Origin of the sequence: Azospirillum sp. HJ39, from assembly GCF_041507355.1 — a bacterium.
Classification (GTDB): Bacteria; Pseudomonadota; Alphaproteobacteria; order Azospirillales; family Azospirillaceae; genus Azospirillum; species Azospirillum thiophilum.
In genome coordinates this window covers 454290-474976 of record NZ_CP167911.1, presented here as the reverse complement: position 1 = coordinate 474976, position 20687 = coordinate 454290, and the positions used below count along the sequence as shown (strand labels likewise).

The window sequence follows — 20687 nt, the reverse complement described above, 5'->3', positions numbered from 1 at the left end:
CGGCAGGCGACGCGGCGTTTACGCTCCCTGGGCGATCGTCGCATCAAGCGCCGCGATGACCCGGATGCGCGCGCCGTCGAGGCTTCCTACGGCGGGGCCGAGCACGCGGGTGGGGATGGTCGCCAGTTGGAGCGGGTTCAGGATGACCGCCGTGCCGTCGATGGTGAAATCCGGGTTGAGGATCGGGTCGCGGTATCCGACCTCGCTCGCCAGGACCAGCGGCACGACGACCCGGTCGGCGCGGTCCTTCCAGCGGTCGCCCTGGACGACAAGGACGAACGGAATCGCGGCCCTGGTTCGCCCCGGGTTGCGGTGGACGTCGAACTGCGGCATCAGCGGCTCTCGTCGTCCGGCATGAAGTCACGGTTCCACTCGTCGGCGAAACGGCCATGCCGTTCGTCGAACGCGTTCCACGCCGCGGCGACCTTCCGGCGGTGTTCCTGATCGTCCTCCCGCTTCCGCCGTTCGGTCTGCGCCCAGGTCGCGAGGAGCGTCTCGATGGTGCCGGAGAGGTTGTCGGTGTAGCCTTGGGCGACTCGAACGAGATCCTCGTTCAGGGTGAGGTTGACGCGCTTCTTCGAGGCTCCGACATCATAGCCCGCCTCGGTCCGCTGGATGTGACTCATGCCATCCTCCACCATGCCATGTGTATGGTAATGCGCACTGACGAGGCGGACAAGAAGGCAGCCGTCACCCCGGCATACGGCCCCGGCACGGAGCGGCTCCGGAAAAGGGACCGGAAATGGCGAAGGCCGCGAACCCGTTCAGGTTCGCGGCCTTCAAGATGGTGGGCGGTACTGGGATTGAACCAGTGACCCCTACGATGTCAACGTAGTGCTCTCCCGCTGAGCTAACCGCCCACTATGGCATCCGGTGGCGGCTGCGGCGCGCTTGGCGTCGTTCCGTCCGGCGTGGGCGGGTGTATACCGGCCCCGGCATGGGCGTGCAAGCCCTTTCATCGCGCCATATGCTTTTTTTATCCGATGGCCGCGCCCGCACGGGCGCTCCCGTGACACGGCGGCCGGCGTCCATTACATCATTCGACCATGGATGCCTCCTTCGACGCGCAACGCGACGCCGACGCCGGCCCCGATGCGGCCCCGGATCCCACCCCCGGCCCGGCCGCAAACGCCCCGGCCTTCGAGATTCTGGCCCCGCAGAGCCAGAGGCTGCCGCTCGTGCTCGCCTCGCCGCACAGCGGTAACATCTATTCCGCCGCCTTCCTCGCCTCCTCCCGCCTGGATGCCCGCGCTCTGCGCAAGTCGGAGGACTGCTTCGTCGACGAGATCTTCGCCTTCGCCCCCGGCTTCGGCGTGCCGCTGATCCGCGCCCTGTTCCCGCGCGCCTATCTGGATGTCAACCGCGAGGCCTACGAACTGGATCCGGAGATGTTCGCCGACCCGCTGCCGGCCTACGTCAACACCCGCTCGCCGCGGGTCGCGGCAGGGCTGGGCACCATCGCCCGCGTGGTGGCCAACGGCGAGGACATCTACAAGGGAAAGCTGCGCTTCGCCGAGGCGCTGGACCGGGTCGGCCGCTGCTACACCCCCTATCACACCGCGCTGCGCGACCTGGTGGACGCGACCCGCGACGCCTTCGGCCATGCCCTGCTGGTCGATTGCCATTCCATGCCGTCGGCCGGCGCCGCGGCCAATGGACGGGGTGCCGGGCAGGGTGGGGGACGCAGCGGCGGGCGCGGCGCCAGCCAGCCCGACATCGTGCTGGGCGACTGCTACGGCAACGCCTGTGCCGCCGCGGTGATCGACGCGGCGGAGGATTTCCTGCGCGGGCTGGGCTATGCCGTCAGCCGCAACAATCCCTATGCCGGCGGCTACACCACCCGACATTACGGCCGGCCGCGCCAGGGCATCCACGCGCTGCAGATCGAGATCGCCCGCGACCTCTACATGGACGAGACGGCGCTGAGCCGCCTGCCTTATCTGGACGTGCTGGCCCGCCACATGACCGAACTTGTCGACACGCTGGGGCTGCTGCCGCCGGACGGGCTGGGACCGCGCTAAAGTCCCGGCAATACCGGCGGATCCGCCTGAACCGCCCTCTCCACGCCACAGTTCGCGCTTATCGGTCTTGCGGCCAGGCCTCGGCTTGCGGGCGGCTTGCGCCCTTGCACCCCTGCCATGGGCACAAAAAAAGGGCCGCGGGCGAACCCGCGGCCTCAGTCTAGGGAGGAAACGCCCAAGAAGTGCGTTACGCCAACACCCACGCCGAGGCGCGACCGTTGCCGCACTGCACAATATGAACGCGCCCCCGCCCGGCTTCAAGATGAAAATGAATTTCTTTTTCATTTCATAACCTTACTCGAAGTGGAGGTAGTGCGAACCGGATAGTGCCACAGCAGTTTCGCTGCACCGCACAATGACCGAAGGCGGAGTGGCCTGACCGAATGGGCAGGGATGGCCGGCACTTCGGACCGAGTTTCCGGCCCGACGCACCGGTCCGGTGTCCGGTCTTCGGAACCAAGCCCGCCGACGGTCGTTTCAGAGCTGTCCCGAACCGGGTCTGCGCCATGGACCACCGCCATGGCCTCCAGGCCCCTCGGGACCGCGCAAACGCCCTGCCGGCGGCCAATAAGGAGAAGAACATCGTGAGCAGGCTCGTGGCCGTATCCAACCGGGTGGCCCTGATGGAAGAGGGCAAGCAGGCGGCCGGCGGTCTCGCCGTCGCCATCCTGGCGGCCCTGAAGAAGACCGGAGGCATCTGGTTCGGGTGGAGCGGAAACGTCGTCGACGGCGAGTCCCAGGCGGAACCGACCAGGACGGAGGTGGGCAAGCTGACCTACGCCACGCTGGATCTCGGCCGCCGCGACCATGAGGAATATTACAACGGATTCGCCAACCAGACCTTATGGCCGCTGTTCCATTACCGGCTTGGCCTGATCTCGGTGAACCGGCGGACGCGCGAAGGGTACGAACGGGTCAACGCCTATTTCGCCGACAAGCTGGAGCCGCTGCTGCGCCCCGACGACATGGTCTGGGTCCACGACTATCACCTGATCCCCTTCGGCGACGAGCTGCGCCGCCGCGGCTGTTCGCAGCGCATGGGCTTCTTCCTGCACACGCCCTTTCCCCCGCCGGAACTGCTGACCGCCCTGCCCAACCACCGCGACCTGATCCGCGAGCTGTGCGCCTACGATCTGGTCGGCTTCCACACCGCCACCGACATGCGCGGCTTCTGCGACTACATCCGTACCGAAACCGACGGCACCGTCGAACAGCGCGGCGCCTACGGCAGCGCCACGATCCGCGCCTTCGGACGCACCCTGATGGCCAAGGTCTTCCCCATCAGCATCGACACCCCGGCGCTGGAGAGCCTGGCCCGCACCGCCGGCCGCTCGCGCCAGGCCGAACGGCTGCGCGAGAGCCTGGTCGGGCGCCGGCTGATCATCGGCGTCGACCGGCTGGACTATTCCAAGGGCCTGCCCCAGCGCTTCGCCGCCTTCGAGCAGCTGCTGGAAAGCTACCCGGAGCATTGCAACCGCGTCTCCTTCCTGCAGGTCGCCCCGCCGAGCCGCGAGGACGTGCCGGAATACATCGCCATCCGCCGCGAGCTGTCGGAGATGGCCGGCCGAATCAACGGCCGCTTCGCCGAATTCGACTGGCAGCCGATCCGCTACCTGAACCGCAGCTTCGGCCAGCGCGTGCTGGCCGGCTTCTACCGGCTGGCCAATGTCGGGCTGGTGACGCCGCTGCGCGACGGCATGAATCTGGTCGCCAAGGAATATGTCGCCTGCCAGGATGCCGACAATCCGGGCGTGCTGGTGCTGTCGCAGTTCGCCGGGGCGGCGCAGGAGATGGGGGAGGCGCTGATCGTCAACCCGTTCGACATCGAAGGCGTCGGCGACGCCCTGCAGCGGGCGCTGACCATGCCGCTGGGCGAGCGCAAGGAGCGCCACGCCGCCCTGATGCGGACCCTGCGGCAGCACGACATCGGCTGGTGGCGGGAAAGCTATGTGGACGCGCTGACCCGCGCACCGTATGACTTTCCGGTCACCTGAGCATCCGCCCATCCCGCCTTCGTCGCAGGCCCCAACCGCAGACCCGGATCCATGGACACCGATCTCGCCCCCACCGCCACCGGTTTCGCCGCTCCCGCCGGCTCCCCCATCCTGGTCGCCGACATCGGCGGCACCAATGCCCGCTTCGGCCTGATCGACGGGCGGCAGGTGCGCGACACCCGGGTGCTGCGCTGCGCCGACTACGCCTCGATCGACGACGCGGCCACCGCCTACCTGTCGGCGGTCGGTCTGGCTGCGCCCGGCACCCCCGGCCGGCCGCGGCGCGGCGCCTTCGCGGTGGCCGGGCCGGTCACCGGCGACCATGTCGCCATGACCAATCTGGTCTGGGAATTCTCGACCGGCCGGGTGCGCGACGCGCTGGGGCTCGACCGGCTGGCGGTGATCAACGACTTCACCGCCGTCGCCCTGTCGGTGCCGCGGCTGGCCGAGGAGGACCGGCGCCAGATCGGCGACGGCACCCCGCAGCCGGGCGCGGTGGTCGCGGTGCTGGGGCCGGGCAGCGGGCTCGGCGTGTCGGGGCTGGTGCCCGGCGCCGCCGGCCGCTGGACCGCGCTGTCGGGCGAGGGCGGCCATGTCACCATGGCGCCGGTCAGCGACCGCGAGAGCGCCGTGCTCGGCCAGTTGCGCAAGCGCTTCGAGCATGTCTCCGCCGAGCGGGTGCTGTCCGGCCCGGGCATCGTCAACCTGTACGAGGCGCTGTCGATCCTCGACGGCCGCGAGCCGGCCGCCCTCGACCCGGCCCGGATCGCCGACGCCGCGCTGGCCGGCGGCGATCCCCATTGCGTCGAGGCGGTGGAGATGTTCTGCGCCATGCTGGGCACCGTCGCCGGCAACCTGGCCCTCACACTGGGTGCGCGCGGCGGCGTCTACATCGCCGGCGGCGTGGTGCCGAAGCTGGGGACCTTCTTCACCCATTCCCGCTTCCGCAAGCGCTTCACCGAGAAGGGCCGGATGCGGGACTTCCTGGCCCCCGTCCCGACCTATGTCGTCACCCACGAGCTGCCCGCCTTCCTCGGGCTGGCGGAGGCGGCCGGGGCGGACTAGGCAGGTTTGAGGCTTGAACCGGCGGGGCCGGCCCCACATGGTTGTTGCCGTCCCTCCATCGGATCGCAACGGAACGCCATGGCCACCGACCTTCGTGTCCGCTTCCTGCACCCGTCGGGCGCCATCGGCCCCGGCAAGATCGCGCTGCTGGAGGCCATCGACCGCACCGGCTCGATCTCCGCCGCGGCGCGGTCGCTGGGCATGACCTTCCGCCGCGCCTGGTTCCTGGTGGAGACGATGAACACCGCCTTCCGCGAGCCGGTGATCCGCACCAGCGTCGGCGGCCGCGAGGGCGGCGGCGCCGGCCTGACCCCGCTCGGCCAGGAGGTCGTCGCCCGTTACCGCCAGGTGCAGGAAGAGGCCCGCAAGGCGGCCGAACCCCATCTGCGCTGGCTCGACGAAACGCTGAAGGCGGAGACGGAAGCGGAGGCGGATGCGGCCGCGGTGGCGGAGCGGGACGGCGACCCGTCCTGACGCCTCCCTGCCCGCTTCGCCCGCGCCTGCCCGGCAAGGCCGCGCAAGCGACGGCTTGACACTCCCGGCCATCTCGAAGAACAACCTGACGCGGCGTGCCGATACCGGCAGGACCGGTCAGGGAGCGCCCCGCACGCGGCTCCGCGTAAGACACGCCTTGCGTTAACAATAAGAAGTTGCAGTGCGCCGCAATGACCAAATCCGTCAACATCGCCTATCTTCCACGGCTCGACCATCTCCGTGCCTTTGCGGCGCTCATCGTCCTGTATTACCACTCGCTCCAGCTGCTTCCCCAGTCGCCCGGCGGGGGCCAGGTCGAGGGCTGGATCCACACGAAGAACCCGTTTCTGGCGATGGTGGTCGAGGGGCACACCGGCGTCGCGCTTTTCATGGTCCTGTCGGGCTTCATCTTCACATGGGGCGCGAACGGCCGCGAGGTCGCCTATTCCGGCTTCCTGAGAAACCGCCTGCTGCGGATCTACCCGCTCTATGCCTGGCTTCTTCTTGTCGGCATCGCCATGCACCCGGACGCCGTCGATCCCGGCAGGATCGTCGAGATGGCGATCCCCTTCCTCAATGCCGGGAACAAGGCGACCTACGGCGTGGCGACCAGCCTGTTCTGGACGGTCGCGATCGAGTTCCAGTTCTACCTGATCTTTCCGTTCCTGCTGTCGATCCTGAACCGGCAGGGATGCCCCCAGCTGATGCTGATGGTGCTGTGCGCCCTGGCCTATCGCCTCATCGCCGACCAGTTCGGCGCCAACTCCCGCGCGGTGGCCTACTGGACGATCGTCGGACGCATCGACCAGTTCCTGATCGGCATGATCGCGGCCGTCGCCCTGCGCCGCCATGGAAACGATCCGCGGATCGGCCCATGGCTCGGCCGCGCCTTCCTTCCCTCATGCCTGCTGATGCTGGCCGTCGTCACCATCTTCCATCGGGCCGGCGGCTATCCGGTGATCGCCACCTGGAAGACCGCCTGGCCCACCGTCGAGGCCTGCGGCTGGGCGCTGGTCGTCGTGACCTGCCTGTCGGTCCGCATCCCCGGCTCCCGCATCCTGTCGATGGCCGCGGCCTATGTCGGCTCGATCTCCTACTCCATCTACCTGACCAACTTCATCGTCATCACCCAGGTCGCCAAGCACATGGGCGCCCTGACGCTGGTGCCCAACCCGCATGTCAATGCGCTGCTGGTCTGCACCGCCGTCGTGCTGCCGGCCTCCATCGCCCTGTCGGCGCTGACCTTCCACGCGATCGAACAGCCGTTCATGAAGATGCGGAAGACCTACATGCTCGACGCGGCACGGCCATCCCCGGCCGTCGCCGCCTGATCGACGGGACAGGGCAGTCCGCGAAGTATCGGCAAAACCAACCGAAGCACTGCCGTCCGCTTTTTCTTCCATGCATGCGATGCAGCCCTGGGCAACGGGAAGTCCGGTGGCGCGGGGCGGCGCGGCGCCGTACATATGGCTCTGTTGCAGCCCGGCGCCAGCGTGACCGATCGGCAACAGACGCCTTTCCCGACCAGCCCTCATCCGGCCATCCGATCCCCAAACGGGCCGCAGCCGCGGCGCCGCACCGGCATGCCCTGCCCCTCACCACCCGAGCACCCCGCCCCGCCATGCTGTCCCTTCCCCTGCCCTTCACCGCCGCCGATGCCTTCGGCGCCGCCGCCTTCGCCGGTTCGTGCCTGTGGCCGCTGATGAAGAAGCGCCGTTCCCTGCTGGCCGGGCAGGCCGCGACCAACCTGATGTTCATCACCCACTATGTGCTGCTGGGCGCCCACACCGCCGCGGCGCTGTGCCTGCTGGTGGTGGTGCAGGCCCTGGCAGCCATGCCGGAGGGGCGGAACCGCTGGCAGACCGCGGTCTTCGCCGCCACGGTGCCGGCCATCGCAGGCATCGCCGCCCTGACCTGGTCGGGCCTGCCGTCGGCGCTGTCCAGCCTGGGCATCACCTTCTCGACGCTGGCGCGCTGGCAGTCGGACGCGCTGCGCATGCGCCTGCTGCTGCTGGTCGCCGGTGCCTTCTGGGTCAGCCACAACGCGCTGGTGATGTCGCCCTTCGCCATGGCGTCGGACGCCTTCGCCGCCGCCGCCAACCTGCTGCGCCTGCGCAGCGAGCGGCGCAAGGCCGCCCTGCCGGCGGCGGCGGCGGCGGCCGCGCCCGCCGCCAATGCCAATGCGACGTCCGGCGGGCTGGCCGCCGCCTGACCCGAGGCCGGACGGCCGGGCGAACCGGAAGGGGCTACCGCCTCCGGATGGGTCCGCCCAGTCCGGGGGCGATCGAATTGGGCACTGGCGCACCGGCACCGTCCCGCCTAAAAGAAGCGCGTGCACCGCAACGGCAGCGACGAAGGGCGGCCCATCCATGCTGAAGCGTCTCTACGACTGGACCATGGCCAAGGCGGCGTCGAAGGATTCGACCAAATGGCTGGCCGGCGTCTCCTTCGCCGAAAGCTCCTTCTTCCCGCTGCCGCCGGATCTGCTGCTGGTGCCGATGATCATCGCCAACCGGCAGGCGGCCTGGAGGCTGGCGACGATCTGTACGCTGGCCTCGGTCGTCGGCGGCATCGCCGGCTACATGATCGGCTATTTCCTCTACGAGACGATCGGCCGCTGGGTCATCGACTTCTACCACCTGACCGACAAGTTCGAGCAGCTGCGGCTGACCTTCGTCGAGTACGGGGCCGAGATCCTGATCATCAAGGGCATGACGCCCATCCCCTACAAGCTGCTGACCATCACAGCCGGCGTGGCCCATCTGCCGCTGTGGGTGTTCATCGGCGCCTCGATCGTCTCACGGGCGATCCGCTTCTATCTGGTCGCCGCCCTGCTGTATTTCTTCGGCCCGCCGATCCGCGCCTTCATCGAAAAGCGGCTGACCCTGGTCACCAGCGTGTTCGCGGTGACGCTGATCGGCGGTTTCCTGGTGGTGAAGCTGCTGTAACCCACCACCGCAAACCGCCATCGCAGGCCGACAGGACAGGATATCCATGCCTCCCCGCGGGCGCCCGCCCCATTCCGACCGCGCCCGCCCGCAAGCCGGCCCGCAGCACGGCCAGCCTCCAGGCCCCAGACCCGGCTCCCGGCGCGGCCCGTCCGCTCCCGGCGCGGCCGACCGCGACTCCGCCCAGGCCGCCCAAGTTCAGGCCCAGGCCGAAACGCGCAAGCTGTTCCGAGTCGCCGGGCTGGCCGCCGTCTCGTCCCTGTTCGCCCATGAGCCGGAGCGTGTCGAACGCCTGTTCTTCGACGAACGGCTGAAGCCGGCGGTCGGAGCCTATTGCAAGGCGATGGCGGCGGCCCGCAAGCCCTACCGCATGGTGGAGGCCGAGGAGCTGGCCAAGGTCGCCGGCACCGTGCTGCATGGCGGGGTGGTGGCGCTGATGGCGCCGCGGACGCTGCCGCTGTTCGATGCGGAGGCCGCGCGGCGGGCTCCCGAACCGCTGCTGATCCTGGACGGGATCGGCAATCCGCACAATCTGGGCGCCATCCTGCGCACCGCGGCCTTCTTCGGCCTGCCCCGCGTTCTCGTCTCCGACCATCCCGGCCAGGCGCTGCCGTCGGAAGCCGCCTACCGCGTCGCCGAGGGCGGGTTCGAGTGGGTGGCGCTGGAACGGGCGCCCGCCCTGTCGGCCCTGCTGAAGCGGCTGCGCGCCAGCCACCGGGTGTTCGGCACCGCACTGGACCAGAGCCGGCCGACGGTCGACACCGGCGCGCTCGCCGGCTGGCGGAGCGGCGGAACCGGCCAAGGCAGCGCCAAGCCGCACGCCGCAAAACCGCCGGCAATCGTGCTCGGCAACGAGGAGGACGGCATCCCGCCGGCCACGCTCGCCGCCTGCGACGCGGTGCTGACCATCCCCGGCAGCGGGCGCGTCCAGTCGCTGAACGTCGCCGCCACCGCCGCCATCCTCATCCACGCCCTGGCGGCCGGGTAGGCCGTTTCCTTACCCGAGCAGGGCGATCAGCACGACCGCGACCAGCGCGACCGAGGCGAGCGGCAGCATCTCCACCCCGTTGCGCTGCCAGGTCGGCGCCCTGCCATGGCCGCCGGCATGGCCGTCGGCGATGTCATCGGCCCAGCCATGGCGGGAGGGTGCAGCACCGGGGGCCGACACCGCGGGCGCCGCCGGGCTGGCCATGTCGACCACGCCGTCGCCGCGGCGATAGTCGCCGGCCGGACGCGCCAGCGCCGGGTTGGGGCGGCCATGCATCAGGCGGGAATCGTCCAGCTCGACCTCGATGCCGGCGGCCTCGACCCGCTCGATCACCGCGGCGGTCTCCTCCGGCGTCATGCTGTCCACCGGCAGGATGGCGCCCAGCGCCTCGGCGCTCAGGCGGTTGCCTGTGCGGCGGCCCTGGTCGATCAGGGACTCGACGAGACGGGTGTCGGCGGCGGTGGCGGCGGCGGTGGTGCCGGGGGCAGCGCTGGCCATGATGGCGGTCTCCTTATCCAAAGATCCTCACGGGGTTGTGACGTCAAACGCGCAAGGCCGCGCAAAGGTCCATTCCGCGGGCGTTCTTCCGGCGCCGCCGCCTGCGCCACCTTGCCGCAGCCCCGCCGCGACCCGACATAAGGGGTCCCTCCGAAGGATCGTCAGCGATCCGAAGAACAGTCATCGATGGGAGACCCGACCATGCTGGGGCATTATCTTCGCAAGCCGGCGACGCTGCCGACCCCGGAAGAGGCACTGCCCGGCCGCAGCGAAGCGATTCCGGTGCCCGGGCAGCATCACGTCAACGGCCACCGCCTGACCCCGCCCTATCCGCCGGGGCTGGAGGTGCTCGATCTCGGACTCGGCTGCTTCTGGGGGGCTGAGCGCAAGTTCTGGCAGGTTCCCGGCATCTGGGTGACCGCCGTCGGCTACCAGGGCGGCCATACCCCGAACCCGACCTACGAGGAGGTCTGCTCCGGCCGCACCGGCCATACCGAGGCGGTGCGCGTCGTCTACGACCCGGCGATGGTGACGGCAGCCGATCTGCTGCGCGTCTTCTGGGAATCGCACGACCCGACCCAGGGCATGCGCCAGGGCAACGACGTCGGCACCCAGTACCGTTCCGCCGTCTACACCCACACGCCGGCCCAGCGGGCGGCGGCGGAGGCGAGCCTCGCCGCCTACCAGGAGCGGCTGGCCGAGGCCGGCTACGGCCCGGTCACCACCGAGATCCGCGACGCGCCGCCCTTCTATTTCGCCGAGGGCTATCATCAGCAGTATCTGGCCAAGAACCCCAACGGCTATTGCGGCCTCGGCGGCACCGGCGTCACCTGCGCCGCATGAGGAAGGCCCGGTCGACCCGGGCAACGCCACGCCGGCCGGCGACCGTTCGGGCTAAGCCCTTGCGGTTGCGCCGCACCGGCCCTTGCGGGTATGGTTCGGGCGGCTCTTGAAAGCTCCGGCGGCACCCGACCGCAGGGGCGCCGCCCGTCCAGCTGCGATTGTCATGACCAAGGAAAGAACCGAGCTGGCGACGCCGTATCTCAGCGGCCTGCTCGAATTCTGGCTCACCAAGTCCGTCGCCGGCCGTCCGCCGGTCCCCAGCAGCATCGCCCCGGCCGACCTGCGGCCGTGGAAGGACAACATCGTCGTGTTCGAGGTGATCGGAGAGGAATCCGGCACCTTCGTCTATTCCTATTATGGCCGGGCGCTGGTCGCCGCCTTCGGGCAATCGCGCCTGGGCGCCACGCTGGACGACCTGCCGCCGGAACAGCGCGCCGTGCTCCAGCCCGAATACGAGACGGTGCGCCGCGAACGGCTGCCCGTCGCCCGTGTCCACACCGCCGTCTTCGGCGGGCGCACCCGCAGCTTCGAACGGCTGGTGCTGCCGATGTCCAGCGACGGCACCAGCATCGACAAGCTGCTGGTCGCCGCCTACGAGATGACGCCGCGCGAACTGGCGGCCCGTCCGCCGGTTCCCTCCCAGGGGCACTCCCCAGGGCACTCCCCGGCGCCCGGCGCCTCCTCAGGTCCGGTCCCCCTCACCGTTCAGAAGCCGGGAGCCTCGGCATGACCCCGCGTATGCCGCATCTCGCCGCCCCGCCCACCCAGGCGGGCGTGGTGACCGCCGACGAGTTCAACCTGTGGTGCGCGCTGAACGGCCGCCCCTTCAATCTGGTCCCCAACCCGCGGTCCGACGGCCGCGCGCTGTGGGATGTCGAGGTTCTGCCCGGCACGCCGCGCGCCGGCACCGTCTATTCCACCAACCTGTCGGACGAGGCGCTGGCGGTGGTCGCCGGCTTCGCCTTCCTGTCGGGCGTCGAATGGGCCTACGAGGCGCGCGAACCGGCCGAGCCCGAGGCCGCCGCCCCGTGCGAGGCGGCGCCTGCCCCCGACCCGGTGCCGGCTCCCGCCCCGGGCCCCGCTCCAGCCCCCGAAACGGCTCAAGCCGCCGCGCCCGCCCCCGTATCCACGCCCGCCGTCTCCACGCCCGCCGCTGCCTCGGACCCGGCCGACTATCCGGCGACCTATTCGCTGCCGACGGTCTCCCTGCTGCAGACCCCGCCGCCGCGCCCGGTGCAGCAGCATGACGAGGCGGTGCTGGCCCGCAACGCGCGAATGCTGGAAACCGTCCTGAAGAACTTCCGCGTCCGCGGCGAGATCATGGACGTGCGGCCCGGCCCGGTCGTCACCCTCTACGAGTTCGAGCCGGCTCCCGGCACCAAGTCGGCCACCGTCATCAACCTGACCGACGACATCGCCCGCTCGATGAGCGTGGTCACCGCCCGCATCGCCATCGTCCCCGGCCGCAGCGTGATCGGCGTCGAGCTGCCGAACCCGGTGCGCGAGATGGTCTATCTGCGCGAGAGCTTCGACCACGACGCCTTCCGCAACACCGGCGCCCAGCTCGCCATCGCGCTCGGCAAGGACATCAGCGGCGAGCCGGTGGTGGCCGACCTCGCCCGCATGCCGCACCTGCTGGTCGCCGGCACCACCGGCTCGGGCAAGTCGGTGGCGATCAACACCATGATCCTGTCGCTGCTCTACCGGCTGCCGCCGGAGCGCTGCCGCTTCATCATGGTCGATCCCAAGATGCTGGAGCTGTCGGTCTATGACGGCATCCCGCACCTGCTGACCCCCGTCGTCACCGATCCCAAGAAGGCGGTGGTGGCCCTGCGCTGGGCCGTGCGCGAGATGGAAAGCCGCTACGAGGCGATGTCCAAGCTCGGCGTGCGCAACATCGAGGGCTACAACGCCCGCATGGCCGAGATGATCGCCGCCGGCGAGAAGATGCCGCGCCGCGCCACCCCGCCCGGCGAGCCGGAGAACGTCTTCGACCTGACCCCGTCGGAGCCGACGCCGCTGCCCTACATCGTCGTCATCGTCGACGAGATGGCCGACCTGATGCTGGTCGCCGGCAAGGAAATCGAGGCGGCGATCCAGCGTCTGGCCCAGATGGCGCGCGCCGCCGGCATCCACCTGATCATGGCGACGCAGCGTCCCTCGGTCGACGTCATCACCGGCACCATCAAGGCCAATTTCCCGACCCGCATCAGCTTCCAGGTCACCAGCAAGATCGACAGCCGCACCATCCTGGGCGAGGCGGGGGCGGAGCAGCTGCTCGGCCAGGGCGACATGCTCTACATGCAGGGCGGCGGCCGCATCACCCGCGTCCACGGCCCCTTCGTCTCCGATTCGGAGGTCGAGGAGATCGTCCAGTACGTCAAGGCCCAGGGTGCCCCCAACTACGTCACCGCCATCACCGAGGAGGAGGAGGAAGCCGCCACGGTGGAGGACGAGGAGGGCGGTTCGGGCGCCACCGGCGACGACCTCTACATGCAGGCGGTCAACCTCGTGGTGCGCGAGGGCAAGGTGTCGGTCAGCTTCATCCAGCGCCAGCTCCAGATCGGCTACAACCGCGCCGCCCGGCTGGTCGAGCGGATGGAGACCGAGCGGGTGGTCGGCCCGGCCAACCACCAGGGCAAGCGCGAGGTTCTGCTGTCCCACGCCGGCCTGTCGGCCAAGCGCGCAGGAGTGTGAGGGAGCGATGGATCCCAAGCCCCATTTCGAGACCCTCGCCCGCTACAACCGCTGGGCCAACCGGCGGCTCTACGAGGCCGCGGCGGCGCTGACCGGAGCGCAGTTCGTCGAGGACCGCGGCGCCTTCTTCGGCTCGCTGTGCGGCACGCTGAACCATATCCTGGTCGCCGACCGGCTGTGGCTGGAGCGGATCGAGGGATGCGGACCCAAGCCGTCCTCGCTCGACGAAATCCTCCACGGCGATTTCGCCGGCCTGCGCGCCGCCCGCGAGGCGGAGGACGAGCGCATCCTGCGCGTGGTCGCCGATACCCCGGCGGAGCGGTTCGAGACGATCCTCGCCTACCGCAACACCGCCGGCGTCCCCTTCGAACTGCCCTTCGCCCAGGTGGTGACGCACATCTTCAACCACCAGACCCACCATCGCGGACAGGCGCACTCGCTGCTGAGCCAGTTCGGGCTGAAGACCCCGGTGCTCGACTTCGTCTATTTCCTGCTCGACTTGCGATGAGGGCGTCCCGATGAGCCGGCCGGTCGCCGACCTTGCCGCGCTGGAGGCGCTCTATGGCCAGCCGGCGGCCCCCTCCCTCGCCAAGGAGGTGCCGGCGCTGACCCCCGGCTACCGTGCGCTGATCGAGGCGTCGCCCTTCCTGATCCTCGCCACCAGCGGGCCGGGCGGCCTCGACGCCTCGCCGCGCGGCGACGGGCCGGGCTTCGTCCGGGTGGCGGACGAGCGCACGCTGCTGATCCCGGACCGCCGCGGCAACAACCGCATCGACAGCCTGCGCAACATCCTGGCCGACCCGCGGGTCGGGCTGCTGTTCCTGGTGCCGGGGATGAACGAGACGCTGCGCGTCAACGGCCGGGCGACGATCGACGCCGACCGGGATCTGTGCGACAGCTTCGCCGTCGACGGCAAGGCGCCGAGATCGGTGCTGGTGGTCGCCGTCGAAACCGTGTTCTTCCAATGCGCCCGCGCCCTGCTGCGCTCCCGCCTGTGGGATCCGGCGGCACAGGTGCCGCGCGCCGCCTTGCCGTCGGTGGGGACGCTGCTGGCCGAGGCCAGCGCCGGGCGCGAGGGCGGCGAGGCCTATGAGCGGTCGCTGGCCGAGCGGATTCCCAAGACCCTCTACTGAACGGGCAGGCGCTCTGCCGGCAGGCCGGTCGCCGCGCCGGCCTCCTCCCCGCCGACGCCGGGCAGCCGGATGGTGAAGACCGATCCGGCGCCGACGGCGCTCTCCACCGTCAGGGTTCCGCCATGGGCGGCGACGATCCGCTGCGTCATGTACAGCCCCAGCCCCGACCCCTTGGTCCCCTGCGAGGACGCGGCGCGGAAATAGATGGAGCCGATCCGCTCCACCTCCTCCGGGCTCATGCCGCGGCCCTGGTCTGCAACGCGGATGACCAGTTCGCCCCCCGCCGCTCCAGACACCGCCCCGGGCGCCACCCCGGCCGCCACCCCGGCCGCCACCCGCACCGGCGTGTCGGGCGGGGAGTAGCGCAGCGCGTTGCGCACCAGATTGCCGACCGCCACCCCCAGGAACGGGACGTCGACCCGCACCGGCCGCTCCGGCGTCCCGACCGTCACCGCCAGCCGCGGCTCGCCGTCGGCACCGGCCAGCCCCTCCAGCGCCTCGTCGATGACGAGCTCTAGCGGCACGCTTTCCGGCTTCAGCGCCAGCGCCCCCTGGTCCAGCGCGTCGGCCGACAGGAACAGCTCCACGAGGTCGGACATCCGCCGGGTCGTCTCGACGATGCGGCGGACGCGCGACCGCATCGACGGCGTCCCCACCTCGCCCGACAGCTCGATCATCTGCGCCGCCCCCTGGATCGAGGCGAGCGGGGTGCGGAACTCGTGCGACAGCATGGCGACGAAGGTGCGCTGCTCCTCCGCGCGCTTGGTGGCGAAGGCCGATTCCTCCTGCGCCCGCACCCGCTCCACCTGCAGGCGGCGGATGCGCAGCGCCAGGCCGGAGCCGAGGCAGAGCACCGACACCAGCACGGCGATCTGATAGGGATCGGCGAACATCAGGTCCACCGGCAGGGTCCCGCGCACGGTGAACTGCGTCACCGTCAGGCCGGCCACGGCGGCGAGCGCGGCGGCGGTGTAGAAGCGCGCGCTCGTATCGGCCGGGTTCTTCACCGCCAGCCGGACCGACAGTGCGGCCCCGATCAGGGTCGACAGGCTGGCGACCGTGAGCACCACCGGGTTGGTGATGGAATAGGCCGGCGACATCGCCGTCGGCACGGCCAGGATTCCCATCCAGCGGATTCCGGCATAGATGCGGTGCAGGATCGGGAACTGCACCCGCAGCGAGAGGATGCGGTCCCACATGCCGGCGGCCGCGGCGACGCCGAGGAAGGCGCTGCCGCCGACCAGCAGGTTGGTCAGTTCGCCCGGCATGTCGGGAAGCAGCAGCGCCCCGATTCCGCTGGAGAACAGGTAGAAGGTGAAGACGCTGGCGACATAGGCGGTATAGGCCAGCAGCGCCCCGTCGCGCAGCAGCAGGCCAAGCGCCACATAGCCCACCATCAGGATCGCCAGGACGCCGAAGAACAGGCCAAGGAACAGCAGGTTGGTCATCTGGTATCCGGCGAAGGCCGGCACCGCGTAGACCGCCGCGCGCAGGGTGATCGAACTGACCGACTCGACGCGCAGGTAGAGCGAGACCGGTTGGCCTTCGGGCAGGGTCAACGCCGTGGCGTGCAGCCGGGACCGCATCGGCCGCTGGCTGAACGGCACGAAATCGCCCATGCGGATGACCCGGTAGCCCGCCGCCCCGCCGGACGCGACGGGGCCGGGCACAAGGGAGGCGGGAACATGGAGGTCGAGATGGTCGATGTAGGCCTCGCCCAGTTCCAGGATCCAGTCGGCCGGCGCGCCGGTCTCCCGCAGCAGGTCGAAACGGTACCAATGGACATCGGGGGTCTGCCCGGCGCCGCGGAACAGCGTCTGCGGTTCGAACCGCCCCTCGGCATCGGCCCGCAGCACGTCGGCGAAGGTCAGCGCGTGGTCTGGGTCGACCAGCCGGGCGAAATGACCGGCCAGCGATGTCCGGCCGGTGGCCGCCTCCAGCCGCAGCGGTTCGGCCGCCGGGGTGCCGGAGGCTTGCGCCGCCGCCGGCCATGCCGCCGAACATGCCGCCATCCACAACAGCAGCCACAGGATCGGGACGGACGCCCAGTGGACCGGGCGCGCATGGCCATGCGCGCCCGGTCCCCGGCCCGATCCCGAAATCGCATGCGGCATCCTTCGTCGGCCGTCCCGGCTGATGATCGTGCTCCCCGCCAAACGCGGCGGAGCTTACGCCAAGAGCACATCGGCCGAAAGGGATGGGTTTACCCGGACATGGTGCCGGCAGGGCCGGGAGAACCGGCCCCGCCCTTCCCGCCGACCGGCGGCAACCGGATGGTGAAGACCGACCCCTCGCCGCGCACGCTCTCGACGGTCAGGGTCCCGCCATGGGCGGCGACGATCTTCTGCGTCATGTAGAGGCCCAGCCCGGCCCCCTTGGTCCCGCGCGAGGAGGCGGCGCGGAAATAGATCGACCCGATCTGCCCCACCTCCTCCGCGCTCATGCCGCGACCACGGTCGGCGACGCGGACGACCATCCAGCCCTCGCCGTCCTCCCCGGCCGTCACCCGCACCGGCGACTCCGGCGGGGAGTAGCGCAGCGCATTCTGCGCAAGGTTGCCGATCGCCACCCCCAAGAAGGGCGCATCGACCCGCAGCGGCAGGTCCGGCGCATCCACCGCCACGGCCAGCCGGCTTTCCTCCTCCGGTTCCTCCAGCCCGCCCAGCGCCTCCTCCATCAGCTGGCCGAGCCGCACCGGCTCCGGCTTCAGCGCCAGCGCGCCCTGGTCGAGCGCGTCGGCCGATAGGAACAGGTCCACCAGCTCGGCCATCTTGCGGGTGGTGAGGCGGATGCGCTCCAGGCGGTTCAGCGCCGACGGGACCGCGACGGCGCCCGACAGCTCGATCATCTGCGCCGCGCTGTCGATGTTGGCGAGCGGGGTACGGAACTCGTGCGACAGCATGGCGACGAAGGTGCGCTGCTCCTCCGCCCGCTTGGTGGCGAAGGCGGACTCCTCGCGCGCCCGCAGCCGTTCGGCCTGCAGCCGGCCGATGCGCAGGGCCAGCCCGACGCCCAGCACCAGCACCGCCAGCATCGAGGCGACCTGATAGGGATCGGCGACCGCGAAATCGGCCGGCAGCACGCCGCGCAGCATCAGCTGCGCCACCGTCAGCCCGCTCAGCGACACCAGCGTGCTGGCCAGATAGAAGCGCAGGCTGAGGTCGCCGGGGGTGAGCCAGGCCAGCCGCGCGGTCAGCGCCAGCGCGATCGCCACGACCGCCAGCGCCGACAGCGTCACCGCCGGGTTGGTCAGGGCATAGAGCGGGGTGACCGTCGTCGGCACCGCCAGCAGCACCAGCAGGGCCAGCCCCCGGTAGCAGCGGCCCAGCAGCGGCGCATGGGCCTTCAGGTCGAGGATATGGACCCACATGACCAGCGCGGCGGAAAAGCCGAGAAAGCCGCTGGCCCCGACCGCCAGGTTGAACGCCCAGCCCGGCAGGTCGGGCAGCAGGAGGGCGGCGGTGCCGTTGGCGAACAGGTAATAGACGAAGACCGTCGCCACATAGCCGGTATAGGCCAGCAGCGCCTCGTCGCGCAGCAGCAGGCCAAGCGCGACATAGCCCAGCGCCAGGATGCCCAGCACGCCGAGGAACAGCCCCTGGAACAGCAGGTCGGCGCCCTGGTGCGCGATGTAGGCGGCGGGCGTCCAGACCCGCGCCGACAGGCGGATGGCGCTGATCGAATCGACCCGCAGATAGAGCGAGACCGGCCGCCCTTCCGGCAGGGTCAGCGCCAGGGCATGCAGCCGGGTCTTCAGCGGCCGCTGGCTGAACGGCACGAAATCGCCAAGCCGGACCAGCCGGTAGCCCTCCGCCCCCTCCGGCGGGCGCCCCGACGGCGTCGGCTTCGGAATGAACAGGTCGAGATGGTCGATGTAGGCCTCGCCCATCTCCAGGATCCAGTCGGCCGGCACGCCGGGCGGGCGCAGCAGGTCGAAGCGGTACCAGTGGATGTCGCGCGTCTGTCCGACGCCGCGGAAATCGGCCCGGGGCTCCAGCAATCCGGCGGCGTCGGCCTGCAGGACGTCGGCGAAGCCCAGCTTGCGCTCCGGATCGACCAGCCGGGCGAAATGGCCGGCAAGGCTCGCGCCGGCCGTGGCCGCCTCCAGCCGCAGCGGCTCGACCTGCCCGTCGGCCGCCCCACCCGCCGATGCATTGCCCGCACCGGCAAGCCATGGCAGCAGCGCGCAGAGCAGGAAAACGAGGGTGCACAGGCGCCGGAGCGCGCGCCCGGAATGGCGCCCGGAATAGCAATGGACGCCGGAATACAGCGCTGCCGCGGGCACCGGCTTCCGCCGCCCACCGCCGCCGGCACCATGTCCGGCCGGCTGGCCGCCCTGCCGGCCGATGATCGCGTCCTTCGTCATCGTCAGCGGTCGATAAGGTTAAAGTTTTAGGAAATGATTAAACAGGTATGCGGACCGCTCCTCCCGGCCCCGCCGCCGCATCAGATGCGCGACGGCGACAGCTTGAACCCCACCACGGTATCGGCGGTTCCAAGCGCCCGGACCAGCTCCATCGGATCGGGATCGCCCTTGCCCTGCAGGACCAGCTGGCATTCGAACAGGCCGCTGCCGTTGGCGAGGTGGAAGGCCCAGTCGACCACCTCGAATCCCTGCTTCCCGGCCTCCACCCGCAAATCCTCCGGCGACGGCGCCTTGTCGCGGGTGAAGACCAGCGTCAGATGCATCACCGACCGGTGGGGCAGCAGCCGCTCGATCGGCCGCAGCAGGCTCATCACCAGGATGGTCAGGAGGGCGGCGGCGATGGCGACGGCGTAGAAGCCGAGCCCGATGACGATGCCGATGGCCGACGTCGCCCAGATCGAGGCGGCGGTGGACAGGCCGCGGATCGACAGCCCCTCGCGCATGATCACCCCGGCGCCGAGGAAGCCGATGCCGGTCACGATGCCCTGGATCACCCGGGTCGGATCGCCGAACCCGGCAGCGGCATGACCGGCCGGTCCCATGCCGCCGAACCACATGGTTGGATAGGCGTTGACCACGGTCAGCGCGGCCGATGCCAGGCAGACCAGCCCATAGGTCCGCATTCCCGCCGCCCGCCCATGGAAGCTGCGCTCGTAGCCCAGCAGCAGCCCGACCGCCAGCGCCCCCAGCAGATGCAGCAGGATCAGGCCGTTGGTCGCCAGCGCGGCCGGCGACCAGTAGGAGAGCAGCACGTCCATGGCATATCCCGTTCCGGACCGGGATCCGTTCCCAGCCTCATTCGCGGCGTCGATCCTGGCCCCGATCGCCGGGCGCGGCAAGGCCGGGCTCCAGCTTGCCGCGTCCCGGCACCCGACGCCCGTTCGGCGCGAGGCGCCATTCGGTCACAGGCAGGCAACGCCCCCACTTGACGTGGGTCAATTCCAGACCACCGGAAAGTATCGATACTAAGGGCCGATAACCGGTACCTAGGTATCATTCCTTGGTGCCGGCTCAATCGTTCCCGCTCCGACCGAGAGTGCCGCCATGAGGCCGACCGCCCCCTCCCTGTCCCAGCCGTCCGACCGCAAGGCGGAGGATTCCGCGCCGGCCCCGACCCGCCGGGCCGAAGGGCTGATGTTCCTGTGGCTGGCCGTGCTGGTCTGGCCGCTGATCGCCGTCGGCACCGTCTCCGCCTACGGCTTCTCGATCTGGATGTACCAGCTCCTCACGCACTGAGGCGCCAGCCTCCCCATGCACTGAGCCCCCCCCCGAGGTCCCCCGCCATGCCCCGCGCCCCCGAGATCCACATCTCCAGCCTCGTCATCCAGCACAGCCCCGACCGCACCGACGCGGTGCGCGCGGCGGCGGCGACCGTCGCCGGGCTGGACTGGTGCGCGGCGGAGAACGGCAAGGCGGTGGTGACGCTGGTCACCGCCAGCGCCGCCGAGGTGGTGGACCGCATCGCCCTGCTGAACGCCGTCCCCGGCGTCCACAGCACCACCATGGTCTACCACCATTACGAACCCGCGGACGCGATCGACGCTGCCTGACCGGCGCGTCTCCGTCCCCCCGACCTTCTCCGACCCTGGAGTCTTCCTGT

General features: G+C 70.3%; 21 protein-coding genes and 1 tRNA gene. 15 read left to right on the top strand and 7 right to left on the bottom strand.

Annotated elements, in window-relative coordinates; translation table 11 throughout:
• Nucleotides 1–18: 18 nt before the first annotated feature.
• The 3 genes from ABMY26_RS15665 to ABMY26_RS15655 form a co-directional block, all read right to left on the bottom strand.
• Nucleotides 19–333: a CcdB family protein gene (locus tag ABMY26_RS15665; protein ID WP_372398171.1), complete on the bottom strand. Its 315-nt coding sequence runs from the start codon at nucleotides 331–333 to the stop codon at nucleotides 19–21.
• Nucleotides 333–626 (bottom strand): type II toxin-antitoxin system CcdA family antitoxin, encoded by a 294-nt coding sequence (locus ABMY26_RS15660; RefSeq protein ID WP_372398170.1) that lies wholly within the window; start codon nucleotides 624–626, stop codon nucleotides 333–335. The genes ABMY26_RS15665 and ABMY26_RS15660 overlap by 1 nt, the downstream gene beginning before the upstream one ends.
• A 159-nt stretch (nucleotides 627–785) precedes the next feature.
• Nucleotides 786–860, bottom strand: a tRNA-Val gene (locus tag ABMY26_RS15655).
• Nucleotides 861–1046: 186 nt separating this feature from the next.
• Between ABMY26_RS15655 and ABMY26_RS15650 the strand changes: the two genes are divergently transcribed.
• From ABMY26_RS15650 to ABMY26_RS15615, 8 genes are all read left to right on the top strand, one after another.
• A complete protein-coding gene (locus ABMY26_RS15650) occupies nucleotides 1047–2021 on the top strand; it encodes an N-formylglutamate amidohydrolase (RefSeq protein ID WP_372398169.1) in 975 nt (324 codons plus the stop codon).
• Nucleotides 2022–2605: 584 nt separating this feature from the next.
• Nucleotides 2606–4015: an alpha,alpha-trehalose-phosphate synthase (UDP-forming) gene (gene otsA / locus ABMY26_RS15645; RefSeq protein WP_372398168.1), complete on the top strand. Its 1410-nt coding sequence runs from the start codon at nucleotides 2606–2608 to the stop codon at nucleotides 4013–4015.
• A gap of 51 nt (nucleotides 4016–4066) precedes the next feature.
• Complete coding sequence (locus ABMY26_RS15640) at nucleotides 4067–5080, top strand: glucokinase (RefSeq protein ID WP_372398167.1); 1014 nt, start codon at nucleotides 4067–4069, stop codon at nucleotides 5078–5080.
• Nucleotides 5081–5158: 78 nt separating this feature from the next.
• Nucleotides 5159–5554 (top strand): winged helix-turn-helix domain-containing protein, encoded by a 396-nt coding sequence (locus ABMY26_RS15635; RefSeq protein WP_372398166.1) that lies wholly within the window; start codon nucleotides 5159–5161, stop codon nucleotides 5552–5554.
• Between the two features lie 191 nt (nucleotides 5555–5745).
• Nucleotides 5746–6885 carry an acyltransferase family protein gene (locus tag ABMY26_RS15630; protein WP_372398165.1) on the top strand — a complete coding sequence of 380 codons (1140 nt, stop codon included), beginning with the start codon at nucleotides 5746–5748 and terminating at the stop codon, nucleotides 6883–6885.
• 290 nt (nucleotides 6886–7175) lie between these two features.
• Nucleotides 7176–7766 carry a YgjV family protein gene (locus ABMY26_RS15625; RefSeq protein WP_372398164.1) on the top strand — a complete coding sequence of 197 codons (591 nt, stop codon included), beginning with the start codon at nucleotides 7176–7178 and terminating at the stop codon, nucleotides 7764–7766.
• Nucleotides 7767–7923: 157 nt separating this feature from the next.
• On the top strand, nucleotides 7924–8502 hold the full coding sequence (locus ABMY26_RS15620) for a YqaA family protein (protein ID WP_372398163.1): 579 nt from the start codon (nucleotides 7924–7926) through the stop codon (nucleotides 8500–8502).
• A 46-nt stretch (nucleotides 8503–8548) separates the two neighbouring features.
• Nucleotides 8549–9490: a TrmH family RNA methyltransferase gene (locus ABMY26_RS15615; protein WP_372398162.1), complete on the top strand. Its 942-nt coding sequence runs from the start codon at nucleotides 8549–8551 to the stop codon at nucleotides 9488–9490.
• A 9-nt stretch (nucleotides 9491–9499) separates the two neighbouring features.
• On the opposite strand, the gene ABMY26_RS15610 is transcribed toward ABMY26_RS15615, so the two are convergent.
• Nucleotides 9500–9988, bottom strand: coding sequence for a hypothetical protein (locus ABMY26_RS15610; RefSeq protein ID WP_372398161.1), 489 nt, complete (start codon nucleotides 9986–9988; stop codon nucleotides 9500–9502).
• A 201-nt stretch (nucleotides 9989–10189) separates the two neighbouring features.
• Here ABMY26_RS15610 and msrA point away from each other — a divergent pair, with 201 nt between their 5' ends.
• The 5 genes from msrA to ABMY26_RS15585 all read left to right on the top strand — a co-directional run bounded on the left by msrA (nucleotide 10190) and on the right by ABMY26_RS15585 (nucleotide 14661).
• A complete protein-coding gene (msrA, locus tag ABMY26_RS15605) occupies nucleotides 10190–10831 on the top strand; it encodes a peptide-methionine (S)-S-oxide reductase MsrA (protein ID WP_372399022.1) in 642 nt (213 codons plus the stop codon).
• A 163-nt stretch (nucleotides 10832–10994) separates the two neighbouring features.
• Complete coding sequence (locus tag ABMY26_RS15600; RefSeq protein ID WP_372398160.1) at nucleotides 10995–11561, top strand: PAS domain-containing protein; 567 nt, start codon at nucleotides 10995–10997, stop codon at nucleotides 11559–11561.
• The gene (locus ABMY26_RS15595) at nucleotides 11558–13528 is read left to right on the top strand and encodes a DNA translocase FtsK (protein WP_372398159.1); all 1971 of its coding nucleotides are present in this window, start codon (nucleotides 11558–11560) and stop codon (nucleotides 13526–13528) included. The genes ABMY26_RS15600 and ABMY26_RS15595 overlap by 4 nt, the downstream gene beginning before the upstream one ends.
• 7 nt (nucleotides 13529–13535) lie before the next feature.
• Nucleotides 13536–14036, top strand: coding sequence for a DinB family protein (locus tag ABMY26_RS15590; protein ID WP_372398158.1), 501 nt, complete (start codon nucleotides 13536–13538; stop codon nucleotides 14034–14036).
• A 10-nt stretch (nucleotides 14037–14046) separates the two neighbouring features.
• Nucleotides 14047–14661, top strand: a complete 615-nt coding sequence (locus tag ABMY26_RS15585; RefSeq protein WP_372398157.1) for a pyridoxamine 5'-phosphate oxidase family protein — start codon at nucleotides 14047–14049, stop codon at nucleotides 14659–14661.
• On the opposite strand, the gene ABMY26_RS15580 is transcribed toward ABMY26_RS15585, so the two are convergent.
• The 3 genes from ABMY26_RS15580 to ABMY26_RS15570 form a co-directional block, all read right to left on the bottom strand.
• On the bottom strand, nucleotides 14655–16775 hold the full coding sequence (locus ABMY26_RS15580) for a 7TM-DISM domain-containing protein (protein WP_372398156.1): 2121 nt from the start codon (nucleotides 16773–16775) through the stop codon (nucleotides 14655–14657). The genes ABMY26_RS15585 and ABMY26_RS15580 overlap by 7 nt on opposite strands.
• A gap of 89 nt (nucleotides 16776–16864) precedes the next feature.
• The gene (locus tag ABMY26_RS15575) at nucleotides 16865–19027 is read right to left on the bottom strand and encodes a 7TM-DISM domain-containing protein (RefSeq protein WP_372398155.1); all 2163 of its coding nucleotides are present in this window, start codon (nucleotides 19025–19027) and stop codon (nucleotides 16865–16867) included.
• Nucleotides 19028–19107: 80 nt separating this feature from the next.
• The gene (locus tag ABMY26_RS15570) at nucleotides 19108–19845 is read right to left on the bottom strand and encodes an MgtC/SapB family protein (RefSeq protein ID WP_372398154.1); all 738 of its coding nucleotides are present in this window, start codon (nucleotides 19843–19845) and stop codon (nucleotides 19108–19110) included.
• 286 nt (nucleotides 19846–20131) lie between these two features.
• Here ABMY26_RS15570 and ABMY26_RS15565 point away from each other — a divergent pair, with 286 nt between their 5' ends.
• Together ABMY26_RS15565 and ABMY26_RS15560 are read left to right on the top strand one after the other, a co-directional pair.
• Nucleotides 20132–20323 (top strand): periplasmic nitrate reductase, NapE protein, encoded by a 192-nt coding sequence (locus tag ABMY26_RS15565; protein ID WP_372398153.1) that lies wholly within the window; start codon nucleotides 20132–20134, stop codon nucleotides 20321–20323.
• Nucleotides 20324–20370: 47 nt separating this feature from the next.
• The gene (locus ABMY26_RS15560) at nucleotides 20371–20637 is read left to right on the top strand and encodes a chaperone NapD (RefSeq protein ID WP_045581611.1); all 267 of its coding nucleotides are present in this window, start codon (nucleotides 20371–20373) and stop codon (nucleotides 20635–20637) included.
• Nucleotides 20638–20687 lie beyond the last annotated feature (50 nt).

Coding starts and splice junctions, on each gene's coding strand:
- ABMY26_RS15665 (WP_372398171.1), bottom strand. CDS start 333: ATGCCGCAGTTCGACGTCCACCGCAACCCGGGGCGAACCAGGGCCGCG.
- ABMY26_RS15660 (WP_372398170.1), bottom strand. CDS start 626: ATGAGTCACATCCAGCGGACCGAGGCGGGCTATGATGTCGGAGCCTCG.
- ABMY26_RS15650 (WP_372398169.1), top strand. CDS start 1,047: ATGGATGCCTCCTTCGACGCGCAACGCGACGCCGACGCCGGCCCCGAT.
- ABMY26_RS15640 (WP_372398167.1), top strand. CDS start 4,067: ATGGACACCGATCTCGCCCCCACCGCCACCGGTTTCGCCGCTCCCGCC.
- ABMY26_RS15635 (WP_372398166.1), top strand. CDS start 5,159: ATGGCCACCGACCTTCGTGTCCGCTTCCTGCACCCGTCGGGCGCCATC.
- ABMY26_RS15630 (WP_372398165.1), top strand. CDS start 5,746: ATGACCAAATCCGTCAACATCGCCTATCTTCCACGGCTCGACCATCTC.
- ABMY26_RS15625 (WP_372398164.1), top strand. CDS start 7,176: ATGCTGTCCCTTCCCCTGCCCTTCACCGCCGCCGATGCCTTCGGCGCC.
- ABMY26_RS15620 (WP_372398163.1), top strand. CDS start 7,924: ATGCTGAAGCGTCTCTACGACTGGACCATGGCCAAGGCGGCGTCGAAG.
- ABMY26_RS15615 (WP_372398162.1), top strand. CDS start 8,549: ATGCCTCCCCGCGGGCGCCCGCCCCATTCCGACCGCGCCCGCCCGCAA.
- ABMY26_RS15610 (WP_372398161.1), bottom strand. CDS start 9,988: ATGGCCAGCGCTGCCCCCGGCACCACCGCCGCCGCCACCGCCGCCGAC.
- msrA (WP_372399022.1), top strand. CDS start 10,190: ATGCTGGGGCATTATCTTCGCAAGCCGGCGACGCTGCCGACCCCGGAA.
- ABMY26_RS15600 (WP_372398160.1), top strand. CDS start 10,995: ATGACCAAGGAAAGAACCGAGCTGGCGACGCCGTATCTCAGCGGCCTG.
- ABMY26_RS15595 (WP_372398159.1), top strand. CDS start 11,558: ATGACCCCGCGTATGCCGCATCTCGCCGCCCCGCCCACCCAGGCGGGC.
- ABMY26_RS15590 (WP_372398158.1), top strand. CDS start 13,536: ATGGATCCCAAGCCCCATTTCGAGACCCTCGCCCGCTACAACCGCTGG.
- ABMY26_RS15585 (WP_372398157.1), top strand. CDS start 14,047: ATGAGCCGGCCGGTCGCCGACCTTGCCGCGCTGGAGGCGCTCTATGGC.
- ABMY26_RS15580 (WP_372398156.1), bottom strand. CDS start 16,775: ATGCCGCATGCGATTTCGGGATCGGGCCGGGGACCGGGCGCGCATGGC.
- ABMY26_RS15575 (WP_372398155.1), bottom strand. CDS start 19,027: ATGACGAAGGACGCGATCATCGGCCGGCAGGGCGGCCAGCCGGCCGGA.
- ABMY26_RS15570 (WP_372398154.1), bottom strand. CDS start 19,845: ATGGACGTGCTGCTCTCCTACTGGTCGCCGGCCGCGCTGGCGACCAAC.
- ABMY26_RS15565 (WP_372398153.1), top strand. CDS start 20,132: ATGAGGCCGACCGCCCCCTCCCTGTCCCAGCCGTCCGACCGCAAGGCG.
- ABMY26_RS15560 (WP_045581611.1), top strand. CDS start 20,371: ATGCCCCGCGCCCCCGAGATCCACATCTCCAGCCTCGTCATCCAGCAC.